The organism is Streptomyces sp. HD (assembly GCF_028369295.1).
Taxonomy (GTDB): Bacteria; Actinomycetota; Actinomycetes; order Streptomycetales; family Streptomycetaceae; genus Streptomyces.
Map to the genome: position 1 here is coordinate 12,699 of NZ_JAQMYP010000009.1, position 24,635 is coordinate 37,333.

The following is a 24,635-nucleotide window of genomic DNA, read 5'->3' on the forward strand; positions in this document are numbered from 1 at the left end:
GCGGAGGGGCCCGGGCGTTCAGCTGCGGAACGGCCGTTTCTGGAACCACCCGTCACTTTCAGGCAGTCTTTCCCCTCGTGGGGAGCGTTCCGAATCAGGGCTTGGCGAGTGACACCACCGCGCACATGGTGGTGTGCGGCGACGACGGGCTCGCGCACCGGCTGGCCGCCGAGTTGCGCGGGGTGTACGGCGAGCAGGTCACGCTCGTCGTGCCGCCCTCCGAACGCACGGAACGACCACCGGTCGTGGGCCGGGCCCGGGCCGCGTCGGCGGCGCTGCTGGACCGGATGGTCAGCGCGGCCGTCAACCGGGCGGGCGGCGGTGCCGGGGCCGGCGGCGAACCGGCCGGGAGCGTACGGGTGGTGGAGGCCGCGGAGGCCACCGAGGCCAAGCTCGCCGAGGCGGGCGTGGAACGGGCCGACGCGCTCGCCCTCGTCTATGACGACGACGAGACCAACATCCGCGCCGCCCTCACCGCCCGCCGCCTCAACCCCCGGCTGCGGCTCGTCCTGCGCCTGTACAACCGCCGGCTGGGACAGCACATCGAGGAACTCCTCGACCAGGCCGCCACGTTGGCGACCGGCGTCGGGGACGCGGGGCTGGACGCCTCCACCACCGTGCTGTCCGACGCCGACACGGCCGCCCCCGCGCTGGCCGCGACCGCCGTCGTCGGCACCACCAAGGTCGTACAGACGGACGGCCTGCTGCTGCGTGCCGTGGAGCGCCCGCCGCTGCGGCCCGGTCAGTCACCTCCGTCCGGGCTGGCCACGCTGGCCGTGCTGTCCAGCAACGACCCGGCCGTAGCGGACGGTTCGGACGGCAACGGGGAGCAGGGGCCGCTGCTGCTGCCGGACGCGGCGGCCGTGCGGGAGGCCAGGGGGCGGGGGACGGTCGTCCTGGAGCAGGTCTCCTACGCCGGTCCCTCGATGCCGTCGACCGGGGGCGGGCGCGGTCTCGTGCCGTCGTTCGGCTCGCTGTTCTCGCGGCGGCTCAGGTGGTCGCTGGCCGGGCTGGTGGGGTGTGTGGCGGCGTTGGCCGTGGCGCTGACGGTGGTGACCGGTGAACACCCGCTCTACGCCACCTACATGACCCTCCTCGACCTCTTCGCCATCAACGAACCCGCACTCCACCAGAACCTGGCTCGGCAGATCCTTCAACTCCTGTCCGGGCTGATGGGCCTGCTGCTGCTTCCGGTGCTGCTGGCCGCGGTCCTTGAGGCACTGGGTACGTTCCGCACCGCGTCCGCGCTGCGCAAACCGCCGCGTGGGCTGGGTGGCCATGTGGTGCTGCTCGGGCTGGGGAAGATCGGCACCCGGGTGCTGACCCGGCTGCGGGAGCTGAACATTCCCGTGGTGTGCGTCGAGGCCGATCCCGATGCGCGCGGGCTCGCCACCGCTCGGCGGCTGCGGGTGCCGGTGGTGCTCGGGGACGTCACCCAGGAGGGCGTCCTGGAGGCGGCCAAGATCCATCGGGCGCATGCGCTGCTGGCCGTGACCAGCGCGGACACGACGAACCTTGAGGCCGCGCTGTACGCACGGTCCGTGCGCCCCGATCTTCGTGTGGTCCTGCGGCTGTACGACGACGACTTCGCCACCGCCGTGTACCGCACCCTGCGTGCCGCGCACCCCCATGCGTCCACCCGCAGCCGGAGCGTGACGCATCTGGCCGCGCCCGCGTTCGCCGGGGCGATGATGGGGCGGCAGATCCTGGGGGCGATTCCCGTGGAGCGGCGGGTGCTGCTGTTCGCTGCCGTGGACGTGGCCGGCCATCCGCAACTGGAGGACAAGACCGTGGGCGATGCCTTCCGGCCGGGCTCCTGGCGGGTGCTCGCGCTGGATCGGACGCCTCGGGAGGAGCGCCGGGAGGAACCGGCGGCAGAGGAGTCCTACGAGGACAACCGGGCCGGCGACGGGGCGTCGGGGTGGGAGTGGGACCTGCCGGACACTCACGTGCTCCAGAGGAACGACCGGGTCGTACTGGCCGCCACACGGCGGGGGTTGGCAGAGCTGCTGGGGAGGCGGTCGCGGGAGCGGGCGGGAGCGTAGGCCGTTCCTCGCCCCCGCCGCCCCTGCCCGTCCCATCCCCCAGGGGTGCTGCCCCTTCGACCCCGCCGGGGCTGCCGCCCCAGACCCCGCTCCGGCCCTTGAAGGGCCTTGTCCTCAAACTCCCCCAGAGGGGGCACCCCCGGACGGGCTGGAATGCGTGACCTGCGTGGGCATGGCCGGGGACGCTCAGTTCGTCAAATGCCGCTCCGCGAAGTCCAGTTCCAGCCGTACCTGCTTGATCCGCTCGTCCACCACCAGTGACCCGTGCCCGGCGTCGTAGCGGTACACCTCGTGGGTCGCGCCCCGGGCCTTCAGGCGCTTCACATAGTTGTCGATCTGGCGGATGGGGCAGCGCGGGTCGTTCACGCCCGCCGAGATGTAGACCGGGGACGTCACCTGGTCGACGTAGGTCAGCGGTGACGACACCTCGTAGCGCTCCGGTACCTCCTCCGGGGTGCCGCCCAGGAGGGTGCGGTCCATGGCCTTCAGGGCTTCCATCTCGTCGTGGTACGCCGTGACGTAGTCGGCGACCGGGACCACCGCGATGCCCAGGGTCCAGGCGTCCGGCCGGGTGCCGAGGCCCAGGAGGGTGAGGTAGCCGCCCCAGGAACCGCCGGTCAGGATCAGGCGGGTCGGGTCGGCGAGGCCCGATGCCACCGCCCACGCGCGGACCGCCTCGATGTCCTCCAGCTCGATCAGGCCGACCCGGTGCTTGAGGGCGTCCGTCCAGGCTCGGCCGTAGCCCGTCGAACCGCGGTAGTTGACGCGGACGACCGCGTAGCCGTGGTCCACCCAGGCCGCGGGGCCCGCCGCGAACGAGTCGCTGTCGTGCCAGGTCGGGCCGCCGTGGATGTCGAAGACGGTCGGGAACGGGCCCACCGCCCCCGCCGGCCGCTGCACCAGGGCGTGGATGCGGCCGCCCGGGCCCTCCACCCACACGTCCTCCACCGGGACCGAGCCGGGGGACTTCATGCCGGGCGGGTCCAGGACCACGCGGCCCGTCGTCGAGCGCACCGTCGACGGCTCCGCCGCCGACGACCACAGGTACTCCACGCTGCCGTCCGGGCGGGCCGTCGCGCCGGACACCGAGCCCGCCGGGGTCGGGATCCGCTCCAGCTCACGCCGGGCCAGGTCGTAGCGGAACAGCTCGCTGCGGGCCTCGAAGCTGTGCACGATGAGCAGACCGGTCCCGTCCGGGTACCACTCCGCGCTCACGTCACCGGGCAGCTCCAGCGCGAGGTCCGTCTCCTCGCCCGTCGCCACGTCCCACACCAGCGGCTCCCAGCGGCCGCGCCTCTGGTGGCCGATGAGCAGGCGTGCGTCGCCGTCCACCGGGGCGAAGCCCAGGACCTCCAGGCCCAGCTCCTCGGTGCCGCCCTTGGTGTCGTCGAGCTCGGCGACCGCCGTGCCGTCGGGGCGCAGGACACGCAGGGCCGAGTGCATCGCGTCGCCGTGCTCGGTGTGCTCGACGGCGATCAGCGTGCCGTCGTAGGAGAGGTCGCCCACGCCCGCCGACTCACGGTGGCGGTAGATCTCCACCGGGGGCTCGCCGGCCCGGGCGAGATGGATCGTCGTGCCGTCCTCGTCGGTCGAGCGGCCCACGATCGCCGTACGGCCGTCCCGGGCCAGGGCCAGGCCCGCCGGGTACGACGGGTCCAGGCCCGGTGCCGCGAGCTCGTCCTCGCCGCCGTCGAACCGCTGGCGGCGCCAGACGCCGAACTCGTCGCCGTCCTTGTCGTCGAACCACCAGATCCACGCGCCCTCCGGGGAGAGCACGCCGTCCGTCGTGCCGTTCGGCCGGTCGGTCACCTGGCGCTGCTCGCCCGTCGCGCGGTCCCAGGCGTACAGCTCGTAGGTCCCTGTGGCGTTCGACACGAACAAGGAGCGGTCCGGAGCGTCCTCCGCCCAGTCGGGCAGCGACACCCTGGGCGCCCGGAAGCGCTTCTCCCAGTCCGGCATGTCCTTGTCCCGCACGGCCTTGTCCCGCATGTCGTGATCCCGTGAGTCGGACCCGTGGCTCTCAGTCATGGCCCCATAGTGCCTGGCCCGACCGACAATTCGCTGGCGAGGCCCCCGGCCTGTGGATAGCTTCGCCACCATGAGTTCCACCACCCCGCCAGACATCCCGGCAGACATCCCCGCAGCGCTTCCCCCCGACTGGAACGAGGCCAACCGCTCGCTCTGGAACGAACGGGTCCCGCTGCACGCCGCCGGTTCCTTCTACGACCTCGACGGCTTCCGCGCCGGCGCCGACCCGCTGCGCGACTTCGAGCTGGCCGAGGTTGGGGACGTCACCGGCCGGTCGCTGCTGCACCTGCAGTGCCACATGGGCCAGGACACGCTGTCCTGGGCGCGGCGCGGCGCCGCCCGCGTCGTCGGCCTGGACTTCTCCGAACCGGCCGTCGAAACCGCCCGCGGCCTCGCCGCCGACCTCGGCCTCGGCCCGGACCGTGCCGCCTTCGTCGCGGCCGACGTGTACGACGCGGCCGACGCCGTGCCCGACCCGGCGTACGACATCGTCTACACCGGCGGCGGCGCCCTGTGCTGGCTGCCCGACCTGCGCCGCTGGGCCGAGACGGCGGCCTCCCTGGTCGCGCCGGGCGGGTTCCTCTATCTCGCCGAGTTCCACCCCGTCACCGATGTCCTCGACGACGAGACCGGCTCCCGGGTCGTCCGCGACTACTTCGACCGCGACGCCCAGGTGTGGGACGTCCCCGGTACCTACGGCTCCGACCGCACCGACACGGTCCACAACCGCAGCGTCGAGTGGCAGCACCCGGTCGGCGAGGTCGTGACCGCGCTCGCGGCGGCCGGGCTGCGCATCGAGTTCCTGCACGAGCACGACGTCTCGCTGTTCCGCCGGTTCGAGAACTTCGAGAAGCAGGGCGACCACTACCGCTTCCCGGCGGGACGGCCGCGGATTCCGCTCATGTACTCGCTGCGGGCTCGCAAGGACTGATCCGGCAGTACGGGCACCGGGGCCTGCGACACGGGCCGTGACCCCGCGGCCCGGCCCTCCGCAGGAGCCCCGTACCGTTGAGGGCGTGTACCGGTTTCTGCTGACGCCCCGTTGGTGGGGGATCAACGTCTTCGTACTGCTCGCCATCCCCTTCTGCGTGTTCATGGGGTCATGGCAGCTGAGCCGGTTCGAGGCACGGGTCGAGGACCATCGCAACGCCGGTGAGCAGGCCGCGGAGAACAAGCAGGAGGCGGCCCGTCCGCTGGCCGAGCTGCTGCCCGTGGACAAGGCGACCGTCGGCAGACAGGTCACCGCGCACGGACGGTACGACAAGCAGCTGCTCGTGCCCGACCGGGAGCTGGACGGCAGGCGCGGCTTCTACGTCATGACGCTGCTGCGCACCGACGACGGCAAGGCCCTGCCTGTCGTACGGGGCTGGCTGCCCGGCGACGCCGACCGGGCCGAGGCTCCCGCCGCGCCCACCGGCGAGGTCACGGTCACCGGCGCGCTCCAGGCTTCCGAGGTGCCGGGCGAGAACGGCGTGCCGGCGCAGGGCGGCCTGCCGTCCGGTCAGACGGGGGCGATCAGCGCAGCGTCGCTGGTGAACCTGGTGTCGTACGACGTCTACGACGCCTGGGTCACCCTCGCCAAGGCCGACTCCGGCATGAAACCGGTCCCGGTGGCCGCCGCCAACGACACCGGCCTCGACCTCAAGGCGTTCCAGAACCTCGGCTACACCGGCGAGTGGTTCGTCTTCGCGGGCTTCGTGGTCTTCATGTGGTTCCGTCTGCTCCGCCGCGAGGTGGAGTTCGCCCGGGACGCGGAGCTGGGGCTTGTGGCGCAGGACGAGGGCGGCGAGAGCGCGGAACGTCCGCAGGAGCGGGCCAACGCCTCGTAGTCGCGGCGGGGCCGTCACGGCTCCGCGCCCCTCAGGGCGCCGTCGAACCGCCCCTCACGACTCACACCCCCGTCAGCACACCCGTCCAGTAAATGGTCCCCGCGCACGCGTTGGACACCGTCACCGCGGCCGTCGGCGCTCCCGCCTCCGTCGTGTTGGTGATCGTGACGCTTCCGTCGGCCGTGGTCTCGTCCGTCAGCAGCTGGGTGGAGGTGCCGGTGTCGCCGCCGGTGGAGGTGCCCTCCGTGGTGCCGGCGGTGTCCTCGGTCGCGGTCGGGGTGGGCGAGGGGTCGGGGCCGCCGGTGCTGCCGCCGTTGTTGCCGCCCGTCGTGGGGCAGGTCTCCGAGGGGACCCAGGCGAACTTCACCGCGTACGAGTCGCCCGGCTTGAGGACGAGCGAGGTGAGTTCCTGGGAGGGGTCGGGCAGACCGGCCGCCGCGTCACCGGCGACATGCCGGGACACGAAGATCTTCGTGGCGTCGGCCGCCCCACCCGTCGTGAAACTCACGGTGCCCGGGCTGCTCACGATGCAGTCGGCGGCGGAGCCGTTGCTGAAGCGGAAGGTGCCGTACACCGTGCCGGCCGAGTCGGGTACGTCGGCCGTCTCAGCGGCCTTGACGAGCTGCTCGGCGGTGCACGCGGACACGCCCGCCACGCTGGTCGCCATGGGGTTGTCGGGCCTGCCGGAGCCGGTGCCCGGACCGGCGCCCGTGCCCTTGTCCTCCTCCTTGTCGCTGCCCTTGCCCTGGTCCTGGGTCTTGCCCGAGGAGCCGCCGGAGGTGCTCTCGCCCCCCGCCGTCTCCTTGCCGTGACCGGCACCGCCCTGGGCCTGCTCGCCATGGCCGGCGTTGGATGAGTTGACGCTGGCGTCGGTGGAGTTGGAGACGTGCACCAGGGCCGGGACGGCGGTGCCGACGAAGAGGCACGCGGCCGCCATGCCGACGAGGGCCTGTCGCTTGCGCGCCCGCCGTGCGGGTACCGCCCGCCGCAGATGGTCCAGCGTGCCGTCGCGTGGCTCGATCTCGTCGACCGCGTGGTGCAGCATGCGGCGCAGTGCCAGCTCGTCCGAGTCGAGCCCGTCGAGGCCCTGGTCGTCGGGGCCGTGGTTCACAGTTCCGTTCCCAGCGTGCGATTGCTTCGGCTCTTGCTTGTACGGCGTCTCCGGCGTGTCCCGCCATCCCAGGGGCTCACGCCGGCCGTCATGGTCGTCGCTCATGCCGGTGCCTCCATGGCGACCCGCAGCGCCGCGATGCCGCGCGAGCCGTAGGCCTTCACCGAGCCCAGGGAGATGCCGAGCGTCTCGGCGACCTGCGCCTCGGTCATGTCCGCGAAGTACCGCAGGACCAGCACCTCGCGCTGCCGGCGCTGCAGGCCCTTCATGGCCTTGATCAGCGAGTCGCGCTCCAGCTGGTCGTACGCCCCCTCCTCCGCGCTCGCCATGTCGGGCATCGGCTTGGACAGCAGCTTCAGTCCGAGTATGCGGCGGCGCAGGGCGGAGCGGGACAGGTTGACGACGGTCTGGCGGAGGTAGGCCAGCGTCTTCTCCGGGTCACGGACGCGCTTGCGCGCGGAGTGGACGCGGATGAACGCCTCCTGGACGACGTCCTCGCAGGAGGCGGTGTCGTCCAGGAGCAGAGCGGCGAGCCCCAGCAGCGAGCGGTAGTGCGCCCGGTAGGTCTCGGTGAGGTGGTCGACGGTCGTGCCGGCCGCCGCGGCGTTCTCGGCGTGCTCGGCGCCGTCGCGCTGACTGGGAACGCGGGTCGGCCGCGCTGCGGGCATGGGCGCGATCACCGGCATGCCGCCGGCCGTGCCGGACATGCGGGGTCTGACGGGCCGGCGGGGCGGCCGTAGGGCCGTACCGCGGGTCGCCGCACTGAAGTCGAGTACCTCTGCCACGCCAGTTGGACACGCCTCCCCCCGCGAGGGTTGTACGTGCCGGACGTCACTTTTGCGACAGTCCCCGCAATCGACCCTCCGACCCCGGTGGCCGACCGTCTCGTGCCAGGCAGCACAGCTGACCGTGCGTCAAACGCCCACATGCCTACCCGCTCTTCCTTTATGTCCCAGATGAACTGGGCGTCCCCACGCCCGGCCCATGGCGTCCCCACGCCAGAAAAACGCGCCTCCACGCCCCGTAAGGGCGACCGCAAAGACGCTCCCCGCCCTGCAAGCGGTTGCAGGGCGGGGAGGAAAATCTTCGGCTGCCGCCGGGGCCCGGTTCAAGTGGTCCGGACCATCGATCGGCTCACACTTTTCACACAGATCCTACAAACGATTCCGTCAGGACCCAGGAGATTTGCGGCACAGCGCCGGTCTCACACGAACTCCGCCGCCACGAGCTCCGCGATCTGCGCGGTGTTGAGCGCCGCGCCCTTGCGCAGGTTGTCGCCGCAGACGAAGAGTTCGAGCGCCGTCGGATCGTCGAGCGCACGCCGCACCCGGCCGACCCAGGTCGGATCCGTGCCCACCACATCGGCGGGCGTCGGGAACTCCCCGGCCGTCGGGTCGTCGTAGAGCACCACCCCGGGGGCGGTGGCCAGGATCTCGCGCGCCTTGGCGACCGTGACCTCGCCCTCGAAGCGGGCGTGCACGGTCAGCGAGTGCCCGGTCAGCACCGGCACCCGCACACAGGTCACCGCGACCGGAAGCTTCGGCAGCCCGAGGATCTTGCGGGACTCGTCCCGCACCTTCATCTCCTCCGACGACCAGCCGTCCTCGCGCAGCGACCCGGCCCACGGGACGACGTTCAGCGCGACCGGCTCCGGGAACGGCCCGGTGTTGTCGCCGACGGCCCGCCGTACGTCACCGGGGGCGGTCCCCAGTTCCGTGCCGGCGACCAGGGACATCTGCTGTCTGAGCGTCTCCACACCGGCCCGCCCGGCCCCGCTCACCGCCTGGTAGGACGACACCACCAGCTCGTGCAGCCCGAACTCGGCGTGCAGCGCGCCCAGCGCCACGATCATGGAGAGGGTGGTGCAGTTGGGGTTGGCGACGATGCCGCGCGGCCGCATCCGTACGGCGTGCGGATTGACCTCGGGAACGACGAGGGGCACCTCCGGGTTCATCCGGAAGGCGCCCGAGTTGTCCACCACCACCGCACCCTTGGCGGCGGCGACCGGCGCCCAGTGGGCGGCCACCTCGTCCGGGACGTCGAACATCGCGATGTCGACCCCGGCGAAGGCCTCCTCGGTGAGCGCCACCACCTCGACCTCCTCGCCGCGCACGGCCAGCTTGCGGCCGGCCGAGCGCGGCGAGGCGATCAGACGGATCTCACCCCAGATGTCCGCACGCTGGGACAGGATCTGGAGCATGACCGAGCCGACGGCTCCGGTCGCACCCACGACCGCGAGCGTCGGTCGGTGAGTCATCGCCCGGTGCCCCCGTACACGACAGCCTCGTCGCTGTCGGAGTCGAGCCCGAAGGCGGAGTGCACGGCGCGGACGGCCTCGTTGACGTCGTCGGCGCGGGTGACGACCGAGATGCGGATCTCGGAGGTGGAGATCAGCTCGATGTTCACGCCTGCGTCGGACAGCGCCTTGAAGAAGTCGGCCGTGACGCCCGGGTTGGTCTTCATGCCGGCGCCGACCAGGGAGATCTTGCCGATCTGGTCGTCGTAGCGCAGGGAGTCGAAGCCGATGCCGGCCTTGTTCTTCTCCAGGGCGTCGATGGCCTTGCGGCCCTCGGACTTCGGCAGCGTGAAGGAGATGTCCGTCAGACCGGTGGAGGCGGCGGACACGTTCTGCACGATCATGTCGATGTTGATCTCGGCGTCGGAGATCGCGCGGAAGATCGCGGCGGCCTCGCCCGGCTTGTCCGGCACACCGACGACCGTGACCTTGGCCTCGGAGGTGTCGTGCGCGACACCGGAGATGATGGCCTGCTCCACCTGCTTGTCCCCTTGCTCGATCGGCTCGCTGCTGACCCACGTGCCCTGAAGTCCGCTGAAGCTGGACCGCACGTGGATCGGGATGTTGTAACGACGGGCGTACTCCACACACCGGTGGAGCAGCACCTTCGAGCCGGACGCGGCCAGCTCCAGCATGTCCTCGAAGGCGATCCAGTCGATCTTCTTCGCCTTCTTGACCACACGCGGGTCGGCGGTGAACACGCCGTCGACGTCCGTGTAGATCTCACAGACCTCGGCGTCGAGGGCGGCGGCCAGCGCGACGGCGGTGGTGTCGGACCCTCCGCGGCCCAGCGTGGTGATGTCCTTTGAGTCCTGGCTCACGCCCTGGAACCCGGCGACGATGGCGATGTTGCCGTCGTCCAGCGAGTCACGGATCCGGCCCGGTGTGACGTCGATGATCCGGGCTTTGTTGTGGACCGAGTCGGTGATGACACCTGCCTGGCTGCCGGTGAACGACTGGGCCGAGTGGCCCAGGTTTTTGATCGCCATGGCCAGCAGGGCCATGGAGATCCGCTCTCCCGCGGTCAGCAGCATGTCGAGCTCGCGCCCGGCAGGGATCGGGGATACCTGCTCGGCGAGATCGATCAGCTCGTCCGTCGTGTCGCCCATCGCGGAAACCACGGCGACCACCTGGTGGCCGTTCTTCTTGGCTTCCACGATCCGCTTGGCGACGCGCTTGATGCCCTCGGCATCGGCTACGGAGGAGCCTCCGTACTTCTGCACGACAAGGCCCACGTGCGCTCCTCGCTCAGTCCGTGTGTGTCGGCTCAGTTTACCGAGCGTCCGAATTCGACCTTGGGGTTCCCAGATGGTGAGATTCGGTCGCTCGGGGTCGTGTCTGCCCGGTGAGGAGCCCAGCACTCCGGAAAGTGGGACAGGTCACTCGGGGGGCGACAGGCTCTCTCGGGCCTCCGCCAGGTCGGCGCGCACGCTGTGGGTGTCCGGATGATCCTCGCCGAGGCTGCGCACGCAGTCCTCCAGGACCTGCTCAAGGACGACGACGGCCTCGCTCGCTCTGCCCGCCCGGTGGTACGCGCATCCCAGGTTCTGCCGCGCCGCCAGGGTCTGCCAGTGGGAGGCACCCATCAGACGCACATGGTCGTCGGCGTTGCGGCGCAGCAGCTCGATCGCCTGTTCCACGTCCCCGGCGTCCTGACAGGCCCCCGCCAGGTTGTTGCGGGCGGTCAGCGTCACCGGATGGTCCTCCCCGTGCATGCGTACGCAGTCCGCCAGGTACTGCCGTAGCAGTGGCACCGCGCTCTTCGCTTCACCCACCGCGACCATGCTGGTCAGAAGGCTGCCCTCGGCCCTGAGCGTGCGGAGGTCGTCAGGGCCCGCGGTGCGCTGCAGCTCGCGCAGCGAGCGCGCGTACAGCTCCATGGCGACCGCCCGGTTGCCGGCCTGGTAGTGCACGGTGCCGAGGCCGGCATGCAGTACCCAGAGCCGAGGATCGTCCTCGCCCAGGATCCGCGCGCCGTCCTGGCAGGTCCGCTCCGCCAGGGGAATCGCCACGGAGAAGTTCCCCGCCGCCGCGTGCGCCTGGGCGAGGCCCGTCGCCACGGCCAGCGCTTCGGGGCGCTCGGCGCCCAGCAGCCGTACGAAGGTGGCGAGTGCGCGGTCCAGGAGACGTACCGCCTGTCGCGCCTCCCCCTGAGCCATGAGGAACAGCCCAGCCTCGTACTCGACCCAGCTGAGTTCCTCCGTGTCCTCGTCGGCCTTCACACGGTCGACCAGCGCTTCGACATGGGGCATCAGAGAACGCCAGGCGGGCCAGGTGGCGACATCCTCGGACTCCGCGGGAAGGGACCGGAGGAGCAGCCGGATCGCGTGATCCCGGTAGGCCGCGATCGCCCCGGGCCTCGAAGTCGTGTGCTCACCGGGCGTCCGGGCGACGGCCTGCACCAGGCGGTGGACGGAGAGCGTGTCCCCCTGCATGGAGATCATGCTGTGGGCGGCGAGGCGGCCCAATGCGCGGGTGAGCTCCACCGGATTCGCCCCCGGCTCCAGCAGGCTCCTGGGAATGCCGTCCGGAGCGAACCAGGCGAGGACGTGCAGCAGGTCGACCGCCGCTCCGCCGCCCTCGGCCAGCCGGCTCAGCGTCACTCGCCAGACCCGGGCCACCGTCCGCTCCGGATCCCCGCCCTCGGCCGCCGCGCCGAACATGTCCGCCGGATACTCGGCCAGCAGCTCCAGATACCGCCGCGCCGAGGTCCCCGCCTCCCGGCAGAACGCCGCGGCCTGCTCCACCGCCAGCGGCAGGTTCCCCAGTTCCTCGACGAGCTCGGACACGTCCGCACCGTCACCGCCCGGACAGATGCGCTCGAACAGCTCCGCCGCGTGCCCGGTGTCGAGCACGTCCAGGTCCACGCACCCGGCCGTTCCGTGCCACCCGGTCCCCCGTCGGCTGGTGATCACGAAGCGCCCGCCCGGCACCCGCTCCAGCAGCGGCAGCACATCCGCCGGTTCGCTCACGTTGTCGAGGGCGATCAGCCACCCGTCGTGCGTGGCAAGCCACTGCAACGCCCGTTCGCGCAGGGCTTGTTGAGGCAGTACGTCCACCAGTTGCGGCTGCATGGCCATCGCGAGCCCGGTCAGTCCCGCGTCGATCGCGGCGGGCGTATCGGCGGTGATCCACCACACGGGATTGAAGTCGGCCGCGCCGTCCCGGACCCACTTCGCCACGAGCGTGGACTTGCCGATGCCTCCGAGGCCGTGCACGCACACCACCCTCGGCGCATCGTCCAGCAGCCGGAGTTCACGCTCCCGCCCCACGAACACCCGCGTCGGCACAGGCCAATCGACCAGCCGCTTCGCCAACTCCCCCACCGGAACAAGGGCTTCCGCCGGCAGCACCGTCGCCCGGTCGATCTGCTGAACGTGGTCCCCGGTCGCGATGTTGCGCACGTCCCCGCCCGCGGCGACCGCCCGCTCCCCCGAAGCCTCCGCCATTGACGCTCTCCGTAGTCGACCGCTAACTTCGCGTCGTCGTCGCCACACCAGGGGCACAAGGCTCCATCGGGACTTGCGACGCGAAGGATTCTCCTCCTTTGACGACTGCGACCGCAGCAGAGATCCAGCACGTCACCTCATTCGATCCGCCGGCCGACCTCTTCGAGGTCGAGCCCTTCACGCCCCACTGCGAAGTCATCCGCGCCGCGGGCGACCACGCCGTCATCGGCGTCTCCCCCCGGGAACAGCTACTTCTCCGCGCAACGGGTCCACGACCTCGCCCGCTGGGGCCTCGCCCTGTTCGAGCGGGTGGACTTCGTCTACACGGACCTGTACGTGGCCGAGATGTACGTGGCGTCCGGCTATCCGCCCGACGACGCGCGCCGCAAGGCGGTGAAGAACCTGCGCGGCGTACGGGCCAAGGTCCTCGGCGCCGTACAGGCCGTGGACCCCGGCGGCGAACGCCTCCGCGCCCACGCGATGTCCGACTTCCGCGGCAACCCGGCGTACCGCGAGATCCACGACCGCCTCCAGGCCCGCCTCACCACCGACGACGAGTTCCGCACGACCTGCGCGAAGCTCGTGGACTCCTTCCTGGCCGAGAAGGTGAGCCGGGTGACCGAGGCGCAGCGCGAGGTCTGCCTCGCCTACGTCTGCGCCGAGGCACCCCTCTTCCTGGACACCCCCGCCATCCTCGGCGTCCCCTCCTCCCTGAACTGCTACCACCAGCTCCTGCCGATGGCCGAGCTCCTCTACTCCCGGGGCGCCGGCCTGCGCGCCTCCCGCAACCAGGGCCACGCCATCGTCACGCCGGCCGAGGGAACCGACACGGACGGGACCGCCGATGCTCACTGAAGACCTGCTCGACTTCCCGTTCTCATGGCGCGGCGACCAACTCCCCGATGAGGTCGAGGAGTTGCGCACCCGCACCCCGGTGCGCCGGGTCCGCACCATCGCCGGCGACGAAGCCTGGCTCGTGTCGTCGTACGACCTCTGCAAGCAGGTCCTCGAAGACCCGCGGTTCAGCCTGAAGGACACCTCCGCCCCCGGCGTCCCCCGCCAGTACGCGCTGACGATCCCGCCCGAGGTCGTCAACAACATGGGGAACATCACCGGCGCCGGACTGCGCAAGGCCGTACTGAGGGCGCTCAATCCGAAGAGTCCCGGGCTCGCGGAGTGGATGCGGTCGTACGCCGTCGAGCTCGTCGACGGGCTGATCGGCGAGGGCGCCCCGGCGGACCTGCGCGGCGGCTTCGCCGACCCGTACTCGGCCGGCATGCACTGCCGCATCCTCGGCATCCCGGACACGGACGCGCCCCGGCTGATGCGGAGCCTGGACATCGCGTTCATGAACTCGGCCTGCCCGGTCGCGGGCGCCCGGCTCAACTGGGACCGGGACATCGCGTACATGGCGGAACGGCTGGACGACCCGGCGACGACCGGGCTGATGGCCGAACTCGCCGCCCTGCGCGCCGACCCGGACTACGACCACCTCACCGACGAGATGCTCGCGACGGTCGGGGTGACCATGTTCGGCGCGGGTGTCATCTCCACCTCGGGATTCCTGACCATGGCCCTGGTGTCGCTGATCCAGCACCCGGACCTCCAGGCCGAGCTCGTCGCGGACCCCGGAAGGATCCCGGCCGCCGTGGACGAGCTCCTGCGCATCAACCTGTCCATCGGCGACGGCCTGCCCCGCCTCGCGCTGGCCGACGTACGGCTGGGAGACGTGGACGTGAAGGCCGGTGACCTGGTCCTCGTCCTCGTCGAGGGCGCGAACTTCGACCCGGCCGCCTTCCCCGATCCCCACACGGTCGACCTCGGCCGCGAGAACGCCACCGCCCACCTCTCCTTCGGCGGCGGCCGCCACTACTGCCCCGCCACCGCGCTCGGCCGCAGACACGCGGAGATCGCCCTGGAGACCCTGCTGGAGCGGCTGCCGACGCTGCGGCTCGCGGTGCCGATCGAGCAGTTGGTGTGGCGCACCGGGTTCATGAAGCGGATTCCGGAGCGGCTGCCGATCATGTGGTAGCGGCGCGCCAGCCGTGCGACAGCCATGCCGTAACCATGCGATAGCAACCAATTTGCCCGCTTAACACCTGGTCACGGGCTCGGCGACCGGCCGTCTTTAAAGTTCAACCACTATGGTTCCGCCTGTGCGCGTACTTCTGGTGGAAGACGACGAACCGGTCGCCGAGTCGCTCCGGCGAGGACTCCTGCGCTACGGCTTCGAGGTGGCATGGGTCAGCACGGGTGCCGCGGCGCTGAGCCATGACACCCCCTACGACGTCGTACTCCTCGATCTCGGGCTGCCCGACACCGACGGTCTCGACGTCTGCAAGGCGCTGCGCGAGCGCGGTGACGTGCCGATCATCGTGATCAGCGCCCGCAGCGACGAGACGGACCGGGTGGTCGGCCTGGAGCTCGGCGCCGACGACTACGTGTCCAAACCGTTCGGGGTCCGTGAGGTCATCGCCCGGATACGAGCCGTCATGCGCCGCATGCAGCCCCGTACGGCCGCTGCCGCCGAGGCCGCCGGCCCGGACCGGTACGGAGACCGCCTCACCATCGACCGCAAGGCGGCCCGCGTCCGCCTGGACGGCGAGGAGGTGGGCCTCGCGCCCAAGGAGTACGACCTGCTGGCCTTCCTCACCGAGGAGCCCGGGGCACTGATGTCGCGCGAGCAGATCATGGAAGCGGTCTGGGACGCGAACTGGTTCGGTCCGACGAAGACACTGGACGTGCATGTGGCGGCGCTGCGGCGCAAGCTCGCCGGGGCGATCACCATCGAGGCGGTGCGCGGGGTCGGCTTCCGGCTGGAGATCGTCAGCGGTGACCGGGGCGAGGGCGACAAGGGCGACGGCGGTAGCGGCGCGTCATGATCCGTCAGCTCATCCGCAGTTACGTCCTGCTCGTCGCGGTCGCGATCGCCCTGTTCACCGTGCCGGTGGCCTTCACGCTCACGGACCAGCTGCGTCAGGACACCGCGGACTCCGTCCTGCGTGAGGCCAACACCATGGCCCTGCTCCTCGGCAACGGCAACGCCCCGTCGTGCGCGGCGCTGAAGGAGATGGCCACGGCGTACGAAGGGCAGACGGACGGCAGGGTCGAGGTGACCCGGCGCTGCGACACGGACCTGCCGAGTCCGAAGCAGGATGCGGCCCTGGCCAAGGCCCTGGAGACGGGCGAGCCCACCACTGACTGGGGCTCGTCCTTCATCTGGGGGCCGGAGCTGATGATCACGGTGCCCGCCCGCGCGAGCGCGAAGGATCTCGACGGACGCAACAGGGGCCCGGTCGTCGGCGCCGTACGCATCGTGTACGAGACCGACGGCATGACCAGTCGGCTCTGGCAGATCTGGGGCTTCCGCGCCGGACTCGCGGTGGTCGTGCTCGCCGTGGCCGCTGTGATCGGCGCCGCGGTGGCCCGGCGTATCACCCGGCCGCTGCGCCAGCTCAACGACATGGCGAGCAAGTTCAGCGACGGGGATCTGACCGCCCGTTCCCCGGTGACGGGCCCGCCGGAGACCCAGACGCTGGCGCGCACCCTCAACCAGGGCGCGGAACGCCTGGACACCCTGGTCGCGGCGCAGCGCATCTTCGTGGCGGACGCCTCGCATCAACTCCGTACCCCTCTCACCGCGTTGCGGCTGTCGCTGGACAACATCGCGGACGGCGTGGACGACGACTTCGTCAAGGAGGACGTGGAGCAGGCCACGGCCGAGGTCGTGCGGATGAGCCGGCTGGTGAACGGCCTGCTGGTGCTGGCGCGTGCGGAGGCCAAGGTGGCGGCCTCGGAGCCGCTCGCCCTGTGGGACATCGTGCGGGAGAGGCTGGACGTGTGGAGGCCGGCCGCCGACGAGCGCGGAGTCACCATCGCGCTCAGGGGGAATGCCGACGGCCGGCTGCTTGTGCTGGCCAGCCCCGGTCATCTGGACCAGGTGCTGGACAACGTGCTCTCGAACGCCCTGGAGGTGTCGCCGGACGGCGGCACGATCACCGTCCGGGTGGAGCCGAGGGGCGACGAGGTGGTGCTCTCGGTTCTGGACGAGGGGCCCGGTATGTCGGACGCCGAGAAGTCCCGGGCCTTCGACCGCTTCTGGCGCGGCCAGGGCCTGACCGGGAAGGCCGGTTCCGGGCTCGGCCTCGCCGTCGTCAAGCAGTTGGTGACCGACGACGGCGGGACCGTGGCCCTCGGGGACTCGCCCGAGGGCGGGCTGAAGGTGACGATCAGCCTTCGGGCATCTTCGAGGAGTGGTGGTTGACGATGAGCCACTCACCGTCCCGCTTCTCGTACTCGTAGGTGTAGCGGGCCTTGACGACGCTCTTCTCGCCGGTCTTGGGGTCGGTGAGCGTGAACTGGTAGACACCGGCGTCGAGCGCGGAGTTCCCGTCGAGGACGTTGACGTGCGACTCGATCTTCTTGCCGACCGGCTTGTTCGCCAGGAAGTGCTCGAAGTAGTCGACTATGGCGGCGCGGTCGGCGCGGACCTTGTTGGACACGGTCGGCAGCAGCACCGCGTCCTTCGCGTACAGGTCCGCGACCGTCTCCGGGTCGCCGGTCTGCAGCGCCTTGTTCCAGTTGTCGAAGAACCCGGCGACCTGCTTCCCGGTCGGCCGCTTGCTCTCGCCCCACGAGGGGCCGGCGACAGCGGCACCGGCGGCGACGGTGCCGACGGTGACCACGGCGGTGGCGGTGACAATGGCTACGCGCTTGCGTATGGACTTACCGGCCCTACGAGTCATTGCATCTCCAGAGGTGGTCTGGTGGGTTTGCCTCCCTCCGCGTCCTGTTGGGCGCTTGCCTCTGCGGTGGAAGTGACTCCAGATTCGCCGGACACCGGTTAGGGCCCGTGCAGCGCACGTACAGGCCCGGGACAGCACACTTCTAATTCACGCCGCGTATTAGGGCGATCACACAGAGTCAGGACGCTTCCCACGCCCGCGCACCAGCTCCGCCCCGGCCCCGAGCGACACGACGCCCATGCCGGCCGCGGTCATGATGCCCTGGGAGCCGTCGACGACAAAGGGGGCGGCCGCGGCGACGACTGCGTTGAAGAGGAAGAGGAACCACAGGACGGGGCGGGAGGACAGGAAGGCCTTCATGACGGTTTCCTTCGGGGTGGGGCCACGGTGGCGGCCGTTGACCTGGCGAGATCAACGATTCCGTTTCCGGGGGCGAGCGACGAGGGAGTGGTCTCCCGAAGGGGTGGTGTAGTGGGCTACACCGTGGCGAGCGAGGCACTGCTGGCCGGCATCGTGCTGCTCGGCTCCTGCGTCCAGTGGCTGACCGGCATGGGCTTCGCCCTGGTCGCCGTACCCGCGCTGGTGCTGTTGCTCGGGCCGGCGCAGGGTGTCGTCCTCGCCAACTGCACGTGCGGCGCGATCAGCGTCGTGGGCCTGGCGAGCGGCTGGCGGCAGGTGCGGCCGGCCGCGATGCTGCCGCTGTGCGCCGCGGCGGCCTGCACGGTCCCGGCGGGCACCTGGACGACACGCCAACTCCCCGAACCGGTCCTGCTGTTGCTCATGGGCGGCCTGGTGACGATCGCCGTACTCCTGGTCATGCGCGGCGCCCGGCTCCCCGCCCTGCGCGGCACCAAGGGCGCGGTCGCGGCCGGGGCGGTGGGCGGATTCATGAACTCCGCCGCCGGAGTGGGTGGCCCGCCGGTGTCCCTGTACGCGGTCAACGCCGGTTGGACGGTACGGGAGTTCGTGCCGAACGCGCAGTTCTACGGCGTGGTCGTCAACGTGTTCTCGTTGGCGGTCAACGGGGTGCCGGAACTGAGGGCGGGGCGGTGGGTGACGGTGGTCGCAGCGATGGTGACGGGTGGGCTGATCGGCGGGTGGCTCGCCGGACGCACCTCCGAACGGCGGGCGCGGCTGATGGTGTTGGGGCTGGCGCTGGCGGGTGGGGTGGTGACGGTGGGGAAGGGCCTGGTGGGCATGTGATCCCGCTCAGCCACCGTCGTCAGCCTGGTCCGCCTGGTCCGCCTGGTCCGCCCCGTCCGGCTCGTCCGGCTCCCCCGCCTTCCTGAGCAACTCGTCGAGCCGCTCCCGCGCCAACAGCCCCTGTGTGTCCACGCCGTCGTCCGGCACCGGACGCTTCCGCAGATACTCCTCGGTCACCCGGATCGCCCCGGCGAGATCGCCCGCCGCCTCGCGGACCTCGCCGAGCGTCCACATGAGGTGGAGGGCCGCCTCACCGGTCTCGCCCCGGGCCCGTACGGCCTTCTCCAGCAGCCGCTCGATCTCGATGACCGCCGTCCTGGCGGAACGCCTGGGCTTCGCCCGGGCCAGGTGGAGCCTGCGGCGGCATTTGAAGCGCTTCCGGCGGAAGTGTCAGGGACTTCTCCACCTGGTACGCGACCGCGCCGTCGCCGCTGAGCGCCTGCCGAATGGACCCGCCCGCGGCGACCGAGCGGTCCCCCGCCGCCTCCGCCGCCGCCCCGCTCACGTGTCCCCCGTCGACACCGACCCGATGTCACCGCCGGCTGCGACGGACCGCTCCCCGGAGGCGGTCACCGGCCCGTTCGCCGGTCGAGATGGTGAGGCGGGCATCGTCGGAGGGGGTGCGGCAGAGGCCCCGTCCCCAGTCGCCACGGCCCCGATGCTGCCGCCCGCGGCGACCGAACGCGCACCACTCGCCGTCACGGAGCCGGAGGGCGTGGACGTCGGATCCGGCGCCGGTGTCGGCGTCGTTGTCGGCGGCGTCGGCGTCGGCGTCGGTCCAAGAAGCGCGTAAAGCGTCACCGCCAACCCGAGCAACCCCGCCGCTCCCCCGGCCACGCTCGCCCATGGATCCGCGGCGGCAACGTCCAGCGCGCCGCCCACGCCCAACCCCGCGGCCCCCGCCACGCAGAGCCCGATTCCCGTCCACACCAACGCCTTTGACCGAGTCGCCATGCGTCCATCATGAAGGAGTTCGTGCGGTCAGGACCGCCGTATGCGGGCAGTGCGCGGCACCGTGATGCGGGTGCCGAGGGCTCGGGCGTAGGTGCGCATGGTCTCCAGGTCGTCGATCTCGCCCCCCTCTATCTGCGAGATCCACGTCGGGAAGAAGTCCGCGGCGTCGGCGGCCTGCCCGCGCGTCAGGCCCTGTTCCTCGCGGGCCTCCCGCAGCCGGTGTCCGAGGGCGTACGCCTGCGGCGCGGACAGCGGGCCCCGAAGACCGCCGCGGATCACACCCGCCCCCCGAACAGCGTGACGAGACCGTGGTCCAGTTCTGCGCCCACGGTCTCCTCGCCGGGGGCGATCACGGTGTAGGTGCGGGCCAGGAAGCGGTACAGGTCGGAGGTGGCGAACCGGAGCACTGCCGTGCCCACCGGGGAGTGGAACTCGACGTACGTGTGGGACGCCCCGCACGGCCGGACCCGCACACTCCCGAGCCCGGCGGGCGCGCACAGTCCCTCGCCCAGCAGGACACGGGCGAACGTCCAGGTCGTGACCTCGCCGTCGAGCGTGACATGGGGCGGGAAGTCGAGGTGGACGGCCAGCGGGTCGGCGGAGGTGTAGCGGAGGGTCGCCGGTATCGCGATGTCCTGGTCCGCGGCGGTCACAAGATGGGCGCCGGTCGGCTGCTCCAGGGTGACGTGCATGGTCGGGCTCCGTTCGGGGGGCGGGGCACCGGTCGGGGGAACCGATCGGTGTGCCTGTGAGAGCGCCGTAGGGGGTCGAGCATTACGCCACTTCAGAAGCCTTCTTCTGTAACCCGCGTCACATCCGGCCCAGTAGTACGTGCCAGAACGGCGCTCAGGCGCTTGCGAACTGCCCTGGTGCTCGGCGAGTCGTCCAGGAGACGCTCGCTGTCCGCGAGGAGTACCGACGCGAGCTGCCGGGCCCGATCCGTCTCCCTCGCGCTCATCAGAACGTTCACGAGATTCACCCGCGCCGTGAACGTCCTTGTGTCCGCGTCACCCCAGCGCTGCCGGAGTTCGTCCACCAACTCCTGGGCGACGGCGACGGCACCCGCGACATCACCGACAGCCATCCGCGCGGCGGCCAGCTCCCACTTCATATGGGCGAGGGTCTCGTCCCCGGGGGTCAGCCTCTCGGCTGTTCCGGCCAGTGCCACCTCAATGGTTTCGACCGCCATCGCCCCGTCCTCCTCCGGACGCACCTCGGCCGATACCCGGAACAACGTGAAGACCGGGACGAGCGCCTCCAGCACAACGGGATGTCCCGGACCCAGCACCCTCACGGCCAGCTCCAGCTGCTCCCCGAGCGCACGCAGCGTGGCACGCGGCGGATCAGGCCTGTTCAACGCGGCACAGCACAGGCGGAGACGTGCCTGGATGGTGCTGGGGTGGTCAGGTCCCAGGACTCTCTCGCAGTCCACGGCCAACCGCATGTACTCGGCCACGGCCCTGTCCCGCTCGCCCGCGTTCTCGCAGACGGAGGCGAGCGCCCGGCTCGCCGCGAGGCGGTGCACATGGTCCGGCCCGTACTTGCGCGCCACCAGAGCGACCGCCCGCTCGCCCAGGGCCAGGGCGCGTCCGAAGGCCGTCGTCGCCCCCAGGAAGGCGCTGGCCATCGCGAACAGCCGGGAAACATCCACCTCCTCGCTGTCGTCCCCCACGTGCGCCGCCAGCACCTCGGCATGGTCCGCGCACACCCGCCCCAGCCGCATCCCGTCCCGCGAGGTCTGCGCACGCGTCATGGCACGGTCGAGCAACTCCCCCGCCGTACGCCGCGCCTCCTCCACACCCCCCGCCGCACCCTCCGACGTCCGAGCCACCGCCTGCACCAGCCGGTGCACGGAGATCACATCCCCCCGCACCCTGATCATGCTGTGGGCCGACAGCCGCCGCAGTGCGTCCGTGACCGCCGGCGGATCGGCGAGGTCCGCCAGTAGTTCGCGGGGGATGCCCTCCGGCGCCCACCACGCCATGATCCGGAGGATCCGTTCCGCCAGCGGCGTGTCCGCCAGCCGGTCGAGGGTCATCCGCCAGACCCGGGCGACAGTCCGCTCGGTGTCCCCGCCCTCGGTCGTCGCCGCGAAGAGCCGTCCCGGGTAGGCCGCGAGCCACTCCAGATACGTCCGCGGCGTGATCTCGGCCTCCCGGCAGTACGCCGCCGCCTGGTCAACGGCGAGGGGCAGTCGGCCGAGTTCGGCGCACAGCTCCTCCACGCCGTCGGAGGGACCGTCGTAGATGCGCGTGAACAGCCGTACCGCTTCCGGGAGTTCGAGGAGGTCGAGGTCCAGCAGTCCGGCCATGCCTCGCCAACCGGCGCCGCTGTGCCGGGTGGTGATCAGGAAGCGGCCGTTGGGTGTCCGGTCCAGGAGCCAGTCGACGTCCGCCGGGTCCGAGACGTTGTCCAGGATCAGCAGCCAGCCCTCGTGGGCCGAGAGCCACTGCAGGGTCGCCTCGCGCAGGGCCTCCTCGGCGAGGGTGCCGACCAGCGTCGGGTGGAGTGCCCGGGCCAGTTCCGCCAGGCCCGCGTCCAGGTCCGGGCGGCTCTCGGCGGTGATCCACCAGACCGGGTTGAAGTCCGCCGCCCGGCGCCCCGCCCAGTGCGCGGCCAGTGTCGACTTGCCGATGCCGCCCAGGCCGTGCACCGCGTGCACGACCACGCCGCCCGCCTGCTCGAACGCCTCGTCCAGCAGGCGCAGTTCACGCTCCCGGCCGACGAACAGGCCTCCGGCGCGGTCCGGCAGATTCACCGTCCTCGGCACCTGCGCGGGCAGCGCCATGGCCAGCGCCAGCGCCTCCGGCGTCAGCGTGACCGCCGTCCCGACGAGCGTGGCCGTGGAGTTGTCCCCGGCCTGCGCCAGGCCGATCGAACCCGTCGCCGCGATCGAGCCGTCCCCCGACGCGGTCGCGCCGGGTCGCCACCCCTCGAACACGCCACTCATGCCTCACATGGTGACGCACCGGACGGACAACTGTCAGGAAAGTGGAGGCTGTTGGACGGCTGTCGAAGCCCGGGACCATCGAGGACCCGGTCCTGGACCCCGAAGGGACGTCAGTTCGCCGGGCGCAGCCCCAGCTGCTCCCCGATCTCCTGCTCCATGACCTGGCCGGCCTCGAACTCCAGCGTCTCGTCGCCCATCACGCCCTGGTCCGTGTCCAGGCCGTCCAGTTCCTCCAACGGCTGGTTCAGCCGCACATGGGCCAGGACCGAGTGCAGCGCGCGCAGGGTCGCGGACGCCGTCGAGCCCCAGTTGGAGAAGTAGGAGAACTGCCACCACCACAGAGCCTCGGCGGTGCGCCCGGCGCGGTAGTGGGCCATGCCGTGGCGCAGGTCGGTGATGACGTCGGCCAGGTCGTCGGAGATCCGGGCCGGGACGGGGGCCTTGCGGGGCTCGTAGGGGTCGAAGACCTCCGAGTAGACGTCCACCGGGTCCAGCAGGCGGGCGAGGTTCTCACGGAGCTCGTCGACGTCCCCCTCGGGGCCCAGGTCGGGCTCGTAGCGCTCCTCGGGAACGATGTCCTCGTGGGCGCCGAGGCGGCCTCCGGCCAGCAACAGTTGGGAGACCTCCAGCAGGAGGAAGGGCACCGTCGAGCCCGGCTCGTCGCCCTTCGCGACCTCCGTCACGGCGACCAGGAAACTCTCGATCTGGTCCGCGATCTGGACCACGAAGTCGTCCGGGTTCTGGCCGGTCGCGTGCAGCTTGGCGTCAGACATCTAGGAGTCGTCTCCCCTCGAAGGCGCGGCCGAGGGTGACCTCGTCCGCGTATTCCAGGTCGCCACCCACCGGGAGGCCGCTGGCCAGGCGGGTGACCTTCAGGCCCATGGGCTTGATCATGCGCGCAAGGTACGTGGCCGTGGCCTCGCCCTCAAGATTCGGATCGGTGGCCAGGATCAGCTCCGTGACCGTCCCGTCGGCCAACCTCGCGAGAAGTTCTCGTATACGCAGGTCGTCCGGTCCGACCCCCTCGATGGGGCTGATCGCGCCGCCGAGGACGTGGTAACGGCCGCGGAACTCGCGGGTCCGCTCGATCGCCACGACGTCCTTCGGCTCCTCGACCACGCAGATCACCGCCGGGTCGCGGCGGGCGTCCCGGCAGATGTTGCACAGCTCTTCCTGGGCGACGTTCCCGCACGTCGCGCAGAAGCGGACCTTCGCCTTGACCTCCATGAGGGCCTGGGCGAGGCGCCGTACGTCCGTCGGTTCCGCCTGGAGGATGTGGAAGGCGATCCGCTGCGCGCTCTTGGGACCGACGCCGGGCAGCCGACCCAGCTCGTCGATGAGGTCCTGGACCACGCCTTCGTACAACGGACTGCCGTCCTTCCTGGGGTTCCTTACGGTACGTACGGTAGTTGGCGGTGGCCCCTCTTAGAAAGACAAGTGGGGAACGCCCGGAACGTCAGAACGGCAGGCCGGGGATGCCGCTGCCGCCGCCCAGGCCCTGGGCCAGCGGTCCCAGCTTCTGCTGCTGGAGGTTCTGCGCGTTCTCGTTGGCCGCCTGTACGGCCGCGATGACCAGGTCGGCGAGGGTCTCGGTGTCCTCCGGGTCCACCGCCTTCGGGTCGATCTTCAGCGCCCTGAGTTCACCGGAGCCCGTCACGGTGGCCTTCACCAGACCGCCGCCCGCCTGGCCCTCGACCTCCGTCTGAGCCAGCTCCTCCTGCGCCCTCGCCAGGTCCTGCTGCATCTTCTGGGCCTGCTGGAGCAGCTGCTGCATGTTCGGCTGGCCACCACCGGGGATCACGATCAGCTCCTTGCGTGTCTACGGCTTTCCCGTTCAGCACGAGCCTACGTGGTCTGCGCAGCCGTCGCCCCGGCACTCTTTCGAGTGAGAGGAACGGGAGTCCTATACCTGATCAAGGCCCCCTTCCGGGCGGAAAAGAGGCGAAAGGCATCTCTTCGCCACCCATTGGGCGCTAGGAAGGATTCCGGCGCGTCAGCCTCAGGTGTCGCGTGACGTTCCGTGCG

Annotated in this window: 24 protein-coding genes; 9 read left to right on the forward strand and 15 right to left on the reverse strand. The window is 71.1% G+C overall.

What is annotated here, in order from left to right; translation table 11 throughout:
- Positions 1 to 125 precede the first annotated feature (125 nt).
- Positions 126 to 2,045, forward strand: coding sequence for an NAD-binding protein (locus POF73_RS11135; protein WP_272114629.1), 1,920 nt, complete (start codon positions 126 to 128; stop codon positions 2,043 to 2,045).
- Between the two features lie 186 nt (positions 2,046 to 2,231).
- Here POF73_RS11135 and POF73_RS11140 read toward each other — a convergent pair whose 3' ends face one another.
- Entirely contained in the window at positions 2,232 to 4,073 is a 1,842-nt protein-coding gene (locus tag POF73_RS11140; RefSeq protein ID WP_272114442.1) for a S9 family peptidase, read from the reverse strand.
- A 70-nt stretch (positions 4,074 to 4,143) separates the two neighbouring features.
- Here POF73_RS11140 and POF73_RS11145 point away from each other — a divergent pair, with 70 nt between their 5' ends.
- Both POF73_RS11145 and POF73_RS11150 read left to right on the forward strand, forming a co-directional pair.
- On the forward strand, positions 4,144 to 5,004 hold the full coding sequence (locus tag POF73_RS11145) for a class I SAM-dependent methyltransferase (RefSeq protein WP_272114443.1): 861 nt from the start codon (positions 4,144 to 4,146) through the stop codon (positions 5,002 to 5,004).
- Positions 5,005 to 5,089: 85 nt separating this feature from the next.
- Entirely contained in the window at positions 5,090 to 5,902 is an 813-nt protein-coding gene (locus POF73_RS11150; protein ID WP_272114444.1) for an SURF1 family protein, read from the forward strand.
- A 61-nt stretch (positions 5,903 to 5,963) separates the two neighbouring features.
- Here the strand turns inward: POF73_RS11150 and POF73_RS11155 are convergent, their stop codons facing one another.
- The 5 genes from POF73_RS11155 to POF73_RS11175 form a co-directional block, all read right to left on the reverse strand.
- Positions 5,964 to 7,013, reverse strand: coding sequence for a hypothetical protein (locus tag POF73_RS11155; protein WP_443049495.1), 1,050 nt, complete (start codon positions 7,011 to 7,013; stop codon positions 5,964 to 5,966).
- A gap of 101 nt (positions 7,014 to 7,114) precedes the next feature.
- A complete protein-coding gene (locus POF73_RS11160) occupies positions 7,115 to 7,798 on the reverse strand; it encodes a SigE family RNA polymerase sigma factor (protein WP_272114446.1) in 684 nt (227 codons plus the stop codon).
- Between the two features lie 419 nt (positions 7,799 to 8,217).
- Entirely contained in the window at positions 8,218 to 9,270 is a 1,053-nt protein-coding gene (locus tag POF73_RS11165; RefSeq protein WP_272114447.1) for an aspartate-semialdehyde dehydrogenase, read from the reverse strand.
- Positions 9,267 to 10,544: an aspartate kinase gene (locus POF73_RS11170; RefSeq protein ID WP_272114448.1), complete on the reverse strand. Its 1,278-nt coding sequence runs from the start codon at positions 10,542 to 10,544 to the stop codon at positions 9,267 to 9,269. The genes POF73_RS11165 and POF73_RS11170 overlap by 4 nt, the downstream gene beginning before the upstream one ends.
- A gap of 144 nt (positions 10,545 to 10,688) precedes the next feature.
- A complete protein-coding gene (locus POF73_RS11175) occupies positions 10,689 to 12,758 on the reverse strand; it encodes a tetratricopeptide repeat protein (protein WP_272114449.1) in 2,070 nt (689 codons plus the stop codon).
- A 297-nt stretch (positions 12,759 to 13,055) separates the two neighbouring features.
- On the opposite strand from POF73_RS11175, the gene POF73_RS11180 reads away from it, so the two are divergent.
- From POF73_RS11180 to POF73_RS11195, 4 genes are all read left to right on the forward strand, one after another.
- On the forward strand, positions 13,056 to 13,613 hold the full coding sequence (locus POF73_RS11180) for a tRNA-dependent cyclodipeptide synthase (RefSeq protein ID WP_272114630.1): 558 nt from the start codon (positions 13,056 to 13,058) through the stop codon (positions 13,611 to 13,613).
- On the forward strand, positions 13,603 to 14,790 hold the full coding sequence (locus tag POF73_RS11185; RefSeq protein ID WP_272114450.1) for a cytochrome P450: 1,188 nt from the start codon (positions 13,603 to 13,605) through the stop codon (positions 14,788 to 14,790). The genes POF73_RS11180 and POF73_RS11185 overlap by 11 nt, the downstream gene beginning before the upstream one ends.
- A 124-nt stretch (positions 14,791 to 14,914) precedes the next feature.
- A complete protein-coding gene (locus tag POF73_RS11190; RefSeq protein WP_272114451.1) occupies positions 14,915 to 15,640 on the forward strand; it encodes a response regulator transcription factor in 726 nt (241 codons plus the stop codon).
- The gene (locus tag POF73_RS11195) at positions 15,637 to 17,022 is read left to right on the forward strand and encodes a sensor histidine kinase (protein ID WP_272114452.1); all 1,386 of its coding nucleotides are present in this window, start codon (positions 15,637 to 15,639) and stop codon (positions 17,020 to 17,022) included. Before POF73_RS11190 ends, POF73_RS11195 begins: the two co-directional genes overlap by 4 nt.
- Here the strand turns inward: POF73_RS11195 and POF73_RS11200 are convergent.
- Together POF73_RS11200 and POF73_RS11205 are read right to left on the reverse strand one after the other, a co-directional pair.
- Positions 16,988 to 17,503 carry an SgcJ/EcaC family oxidoreductase gene (locus POF73_RS11200; protein WP_272114453.1) on the reverse strand — a complete coding sequence of 172 codons (516 nt, stop codon included), beginning with the start codon at positions 17,501 to 17,503 and terminating at the stop codon, positions 16,988 to 16,990. The two genes, POF73_RS11195 and POF73_RS11200, sit on opposite strands and share 35 nt — an antisense overlap.
- Before the next feature lie 168 nt (positions 17,504 to 17,671).
- A complete protein-coding gene (locus tag POF73_RS11205) occupies positions 17,672 to 17,863 on the reverse strand; it encodes a hypothetical protein (protein WP_272114454.1) in 192 nt (63 codons plus the stop codon).
- A gap of 111 nt (positions 17,864 to 17,974) precedes the next feature.
- Between POF73_RS11205 and POF73_RS11210 the strand changes: the two genes are divergently transcribed.
- Positions 17,975 to 18,706: a sulfite exporter TauE/SafE family protein gene (locus POF73_RS11210; protein ID WP_272114455.1), complete on the forward strand. Its 732-nt coding sequence runs from the start codon at positions 17,975 to 17,977 to the stop codon at positions 18,704 to 18,706.
- 6 nt (positions 18,707 to 18,712) lie between these two features.
- On the opposite strand, the gene POF73_RS11215 is transcribed toward POF73_RS11210, so the two are convergent.
- Positions 18,713 to 18,940: a hypothetical protein gene (locus POF73_RS11215; protein WP_272114456.1), complete on the reverse strand. Its 228-nt coding sequence runs from the start codon at positions 18,938 to 18,940 to the stop codon at positions 18,713 to 18,715.
- 295 nt (positions 18,941 to 19,235) lie between these two features.
- Here POF73_RS11215 and POF73_RS11220 point away from each other — a divergent pair, with 295 nt between their 5' ends.
- Complete coding sequence (locus POF73_RS11220; protein WP_272114457.1) at positions 19,236 to 19,499, forward strand: hypothetical protein; 264 nt, start codon at positions 19,236 to 19,238, stop codon at positions 19,497 to 19,499.
- Between the two features lie 188 nt (positions 19,500 to 19,687).
- Here POF73_RS11220 and POF73_RS11225 read toward each other — a convergent pair whose 3' ends face one another.
- From POF73_RS11225 to POF73_RS11250, 6 genes are all read right to left on the reverse strand, one after another.
- Entirely contained in the window at positions 19,688 to 19,939 is a 252-nt protein-coding gene (locus tag POF73_RS11225) for a helix-turn-helix domain-containing protein (RefSeq protein ID WP_272114458.1), read from the reverse strand.
- Positions 19,936 to 20,352, reverse strand: a complete 417-nt coding sequence (locus tag POF73_RS11230; protein WP_272114459.1) for an SsgA family sporulation/cell division regulator — start codon at positions 20,350 to 20,352, stop codon at positions 19,936 to 19,938. The genes POF73_RS11225 and POF73_RS11230 overlap by 4 nt, the downstream gene beginning before the upstream one ends.
- A gap of 92 nt (positions 20,353 to 20,444) precedes the next feature.
- A complete protein-coding gene (locus POF73_RS11235; RefSeq protein WP_272114460.1) occupies positions 20,445 to 22,610 on the reverse strand; it encodes a tetratricopeptide repeat protein in 2,166 nt (721 codons plus the stop codon).
- 110 nt (positions 22,611 to 22,720) lie between these two features.
- On the reverse strand, positions 22,721 to 23,383 hold the full coding sequence (locus tag POF73_RS11240) for a DUF5063 domain-containing protein (RefSeq protein ID WP_272114462.1): 663 nt from the start codon (positions 23,381 to 23,383) through the stop codon (positions 22,721 to 22,723).
- The gene (recR, locus tag POF73_RS11245) at positions 23,376 to 23,975 is read right to left on the reverse strand and encodes a recombination mediator RecR (protein ID WP_272114463.1); all 600 of its coding nucleotides are present in this window, start codon (positions 23,973 to 23,975) and stop codon (positions 23,376 to 23,378) included. Before recR ends, POF73_RS11240 begins: the two co-directional genes overlap by 8 nt.
- 91 nt (positions 23,976 to 24,066) lie before the next feature.
- Positions 24,067 to 24,411, reverse strand: a complete 345-nt coding sequence (locus POF73_RS11250; RefSeq protein WP_272114464.1) for a YbaB/EbfC family nucleoid-associated protein — start codon at positions 24,409 to 24,411, stop codon at positions 24,067 to 24,069.
- Positions 24,412 to 24,635 lie beyond the last annotated feature (224 nt).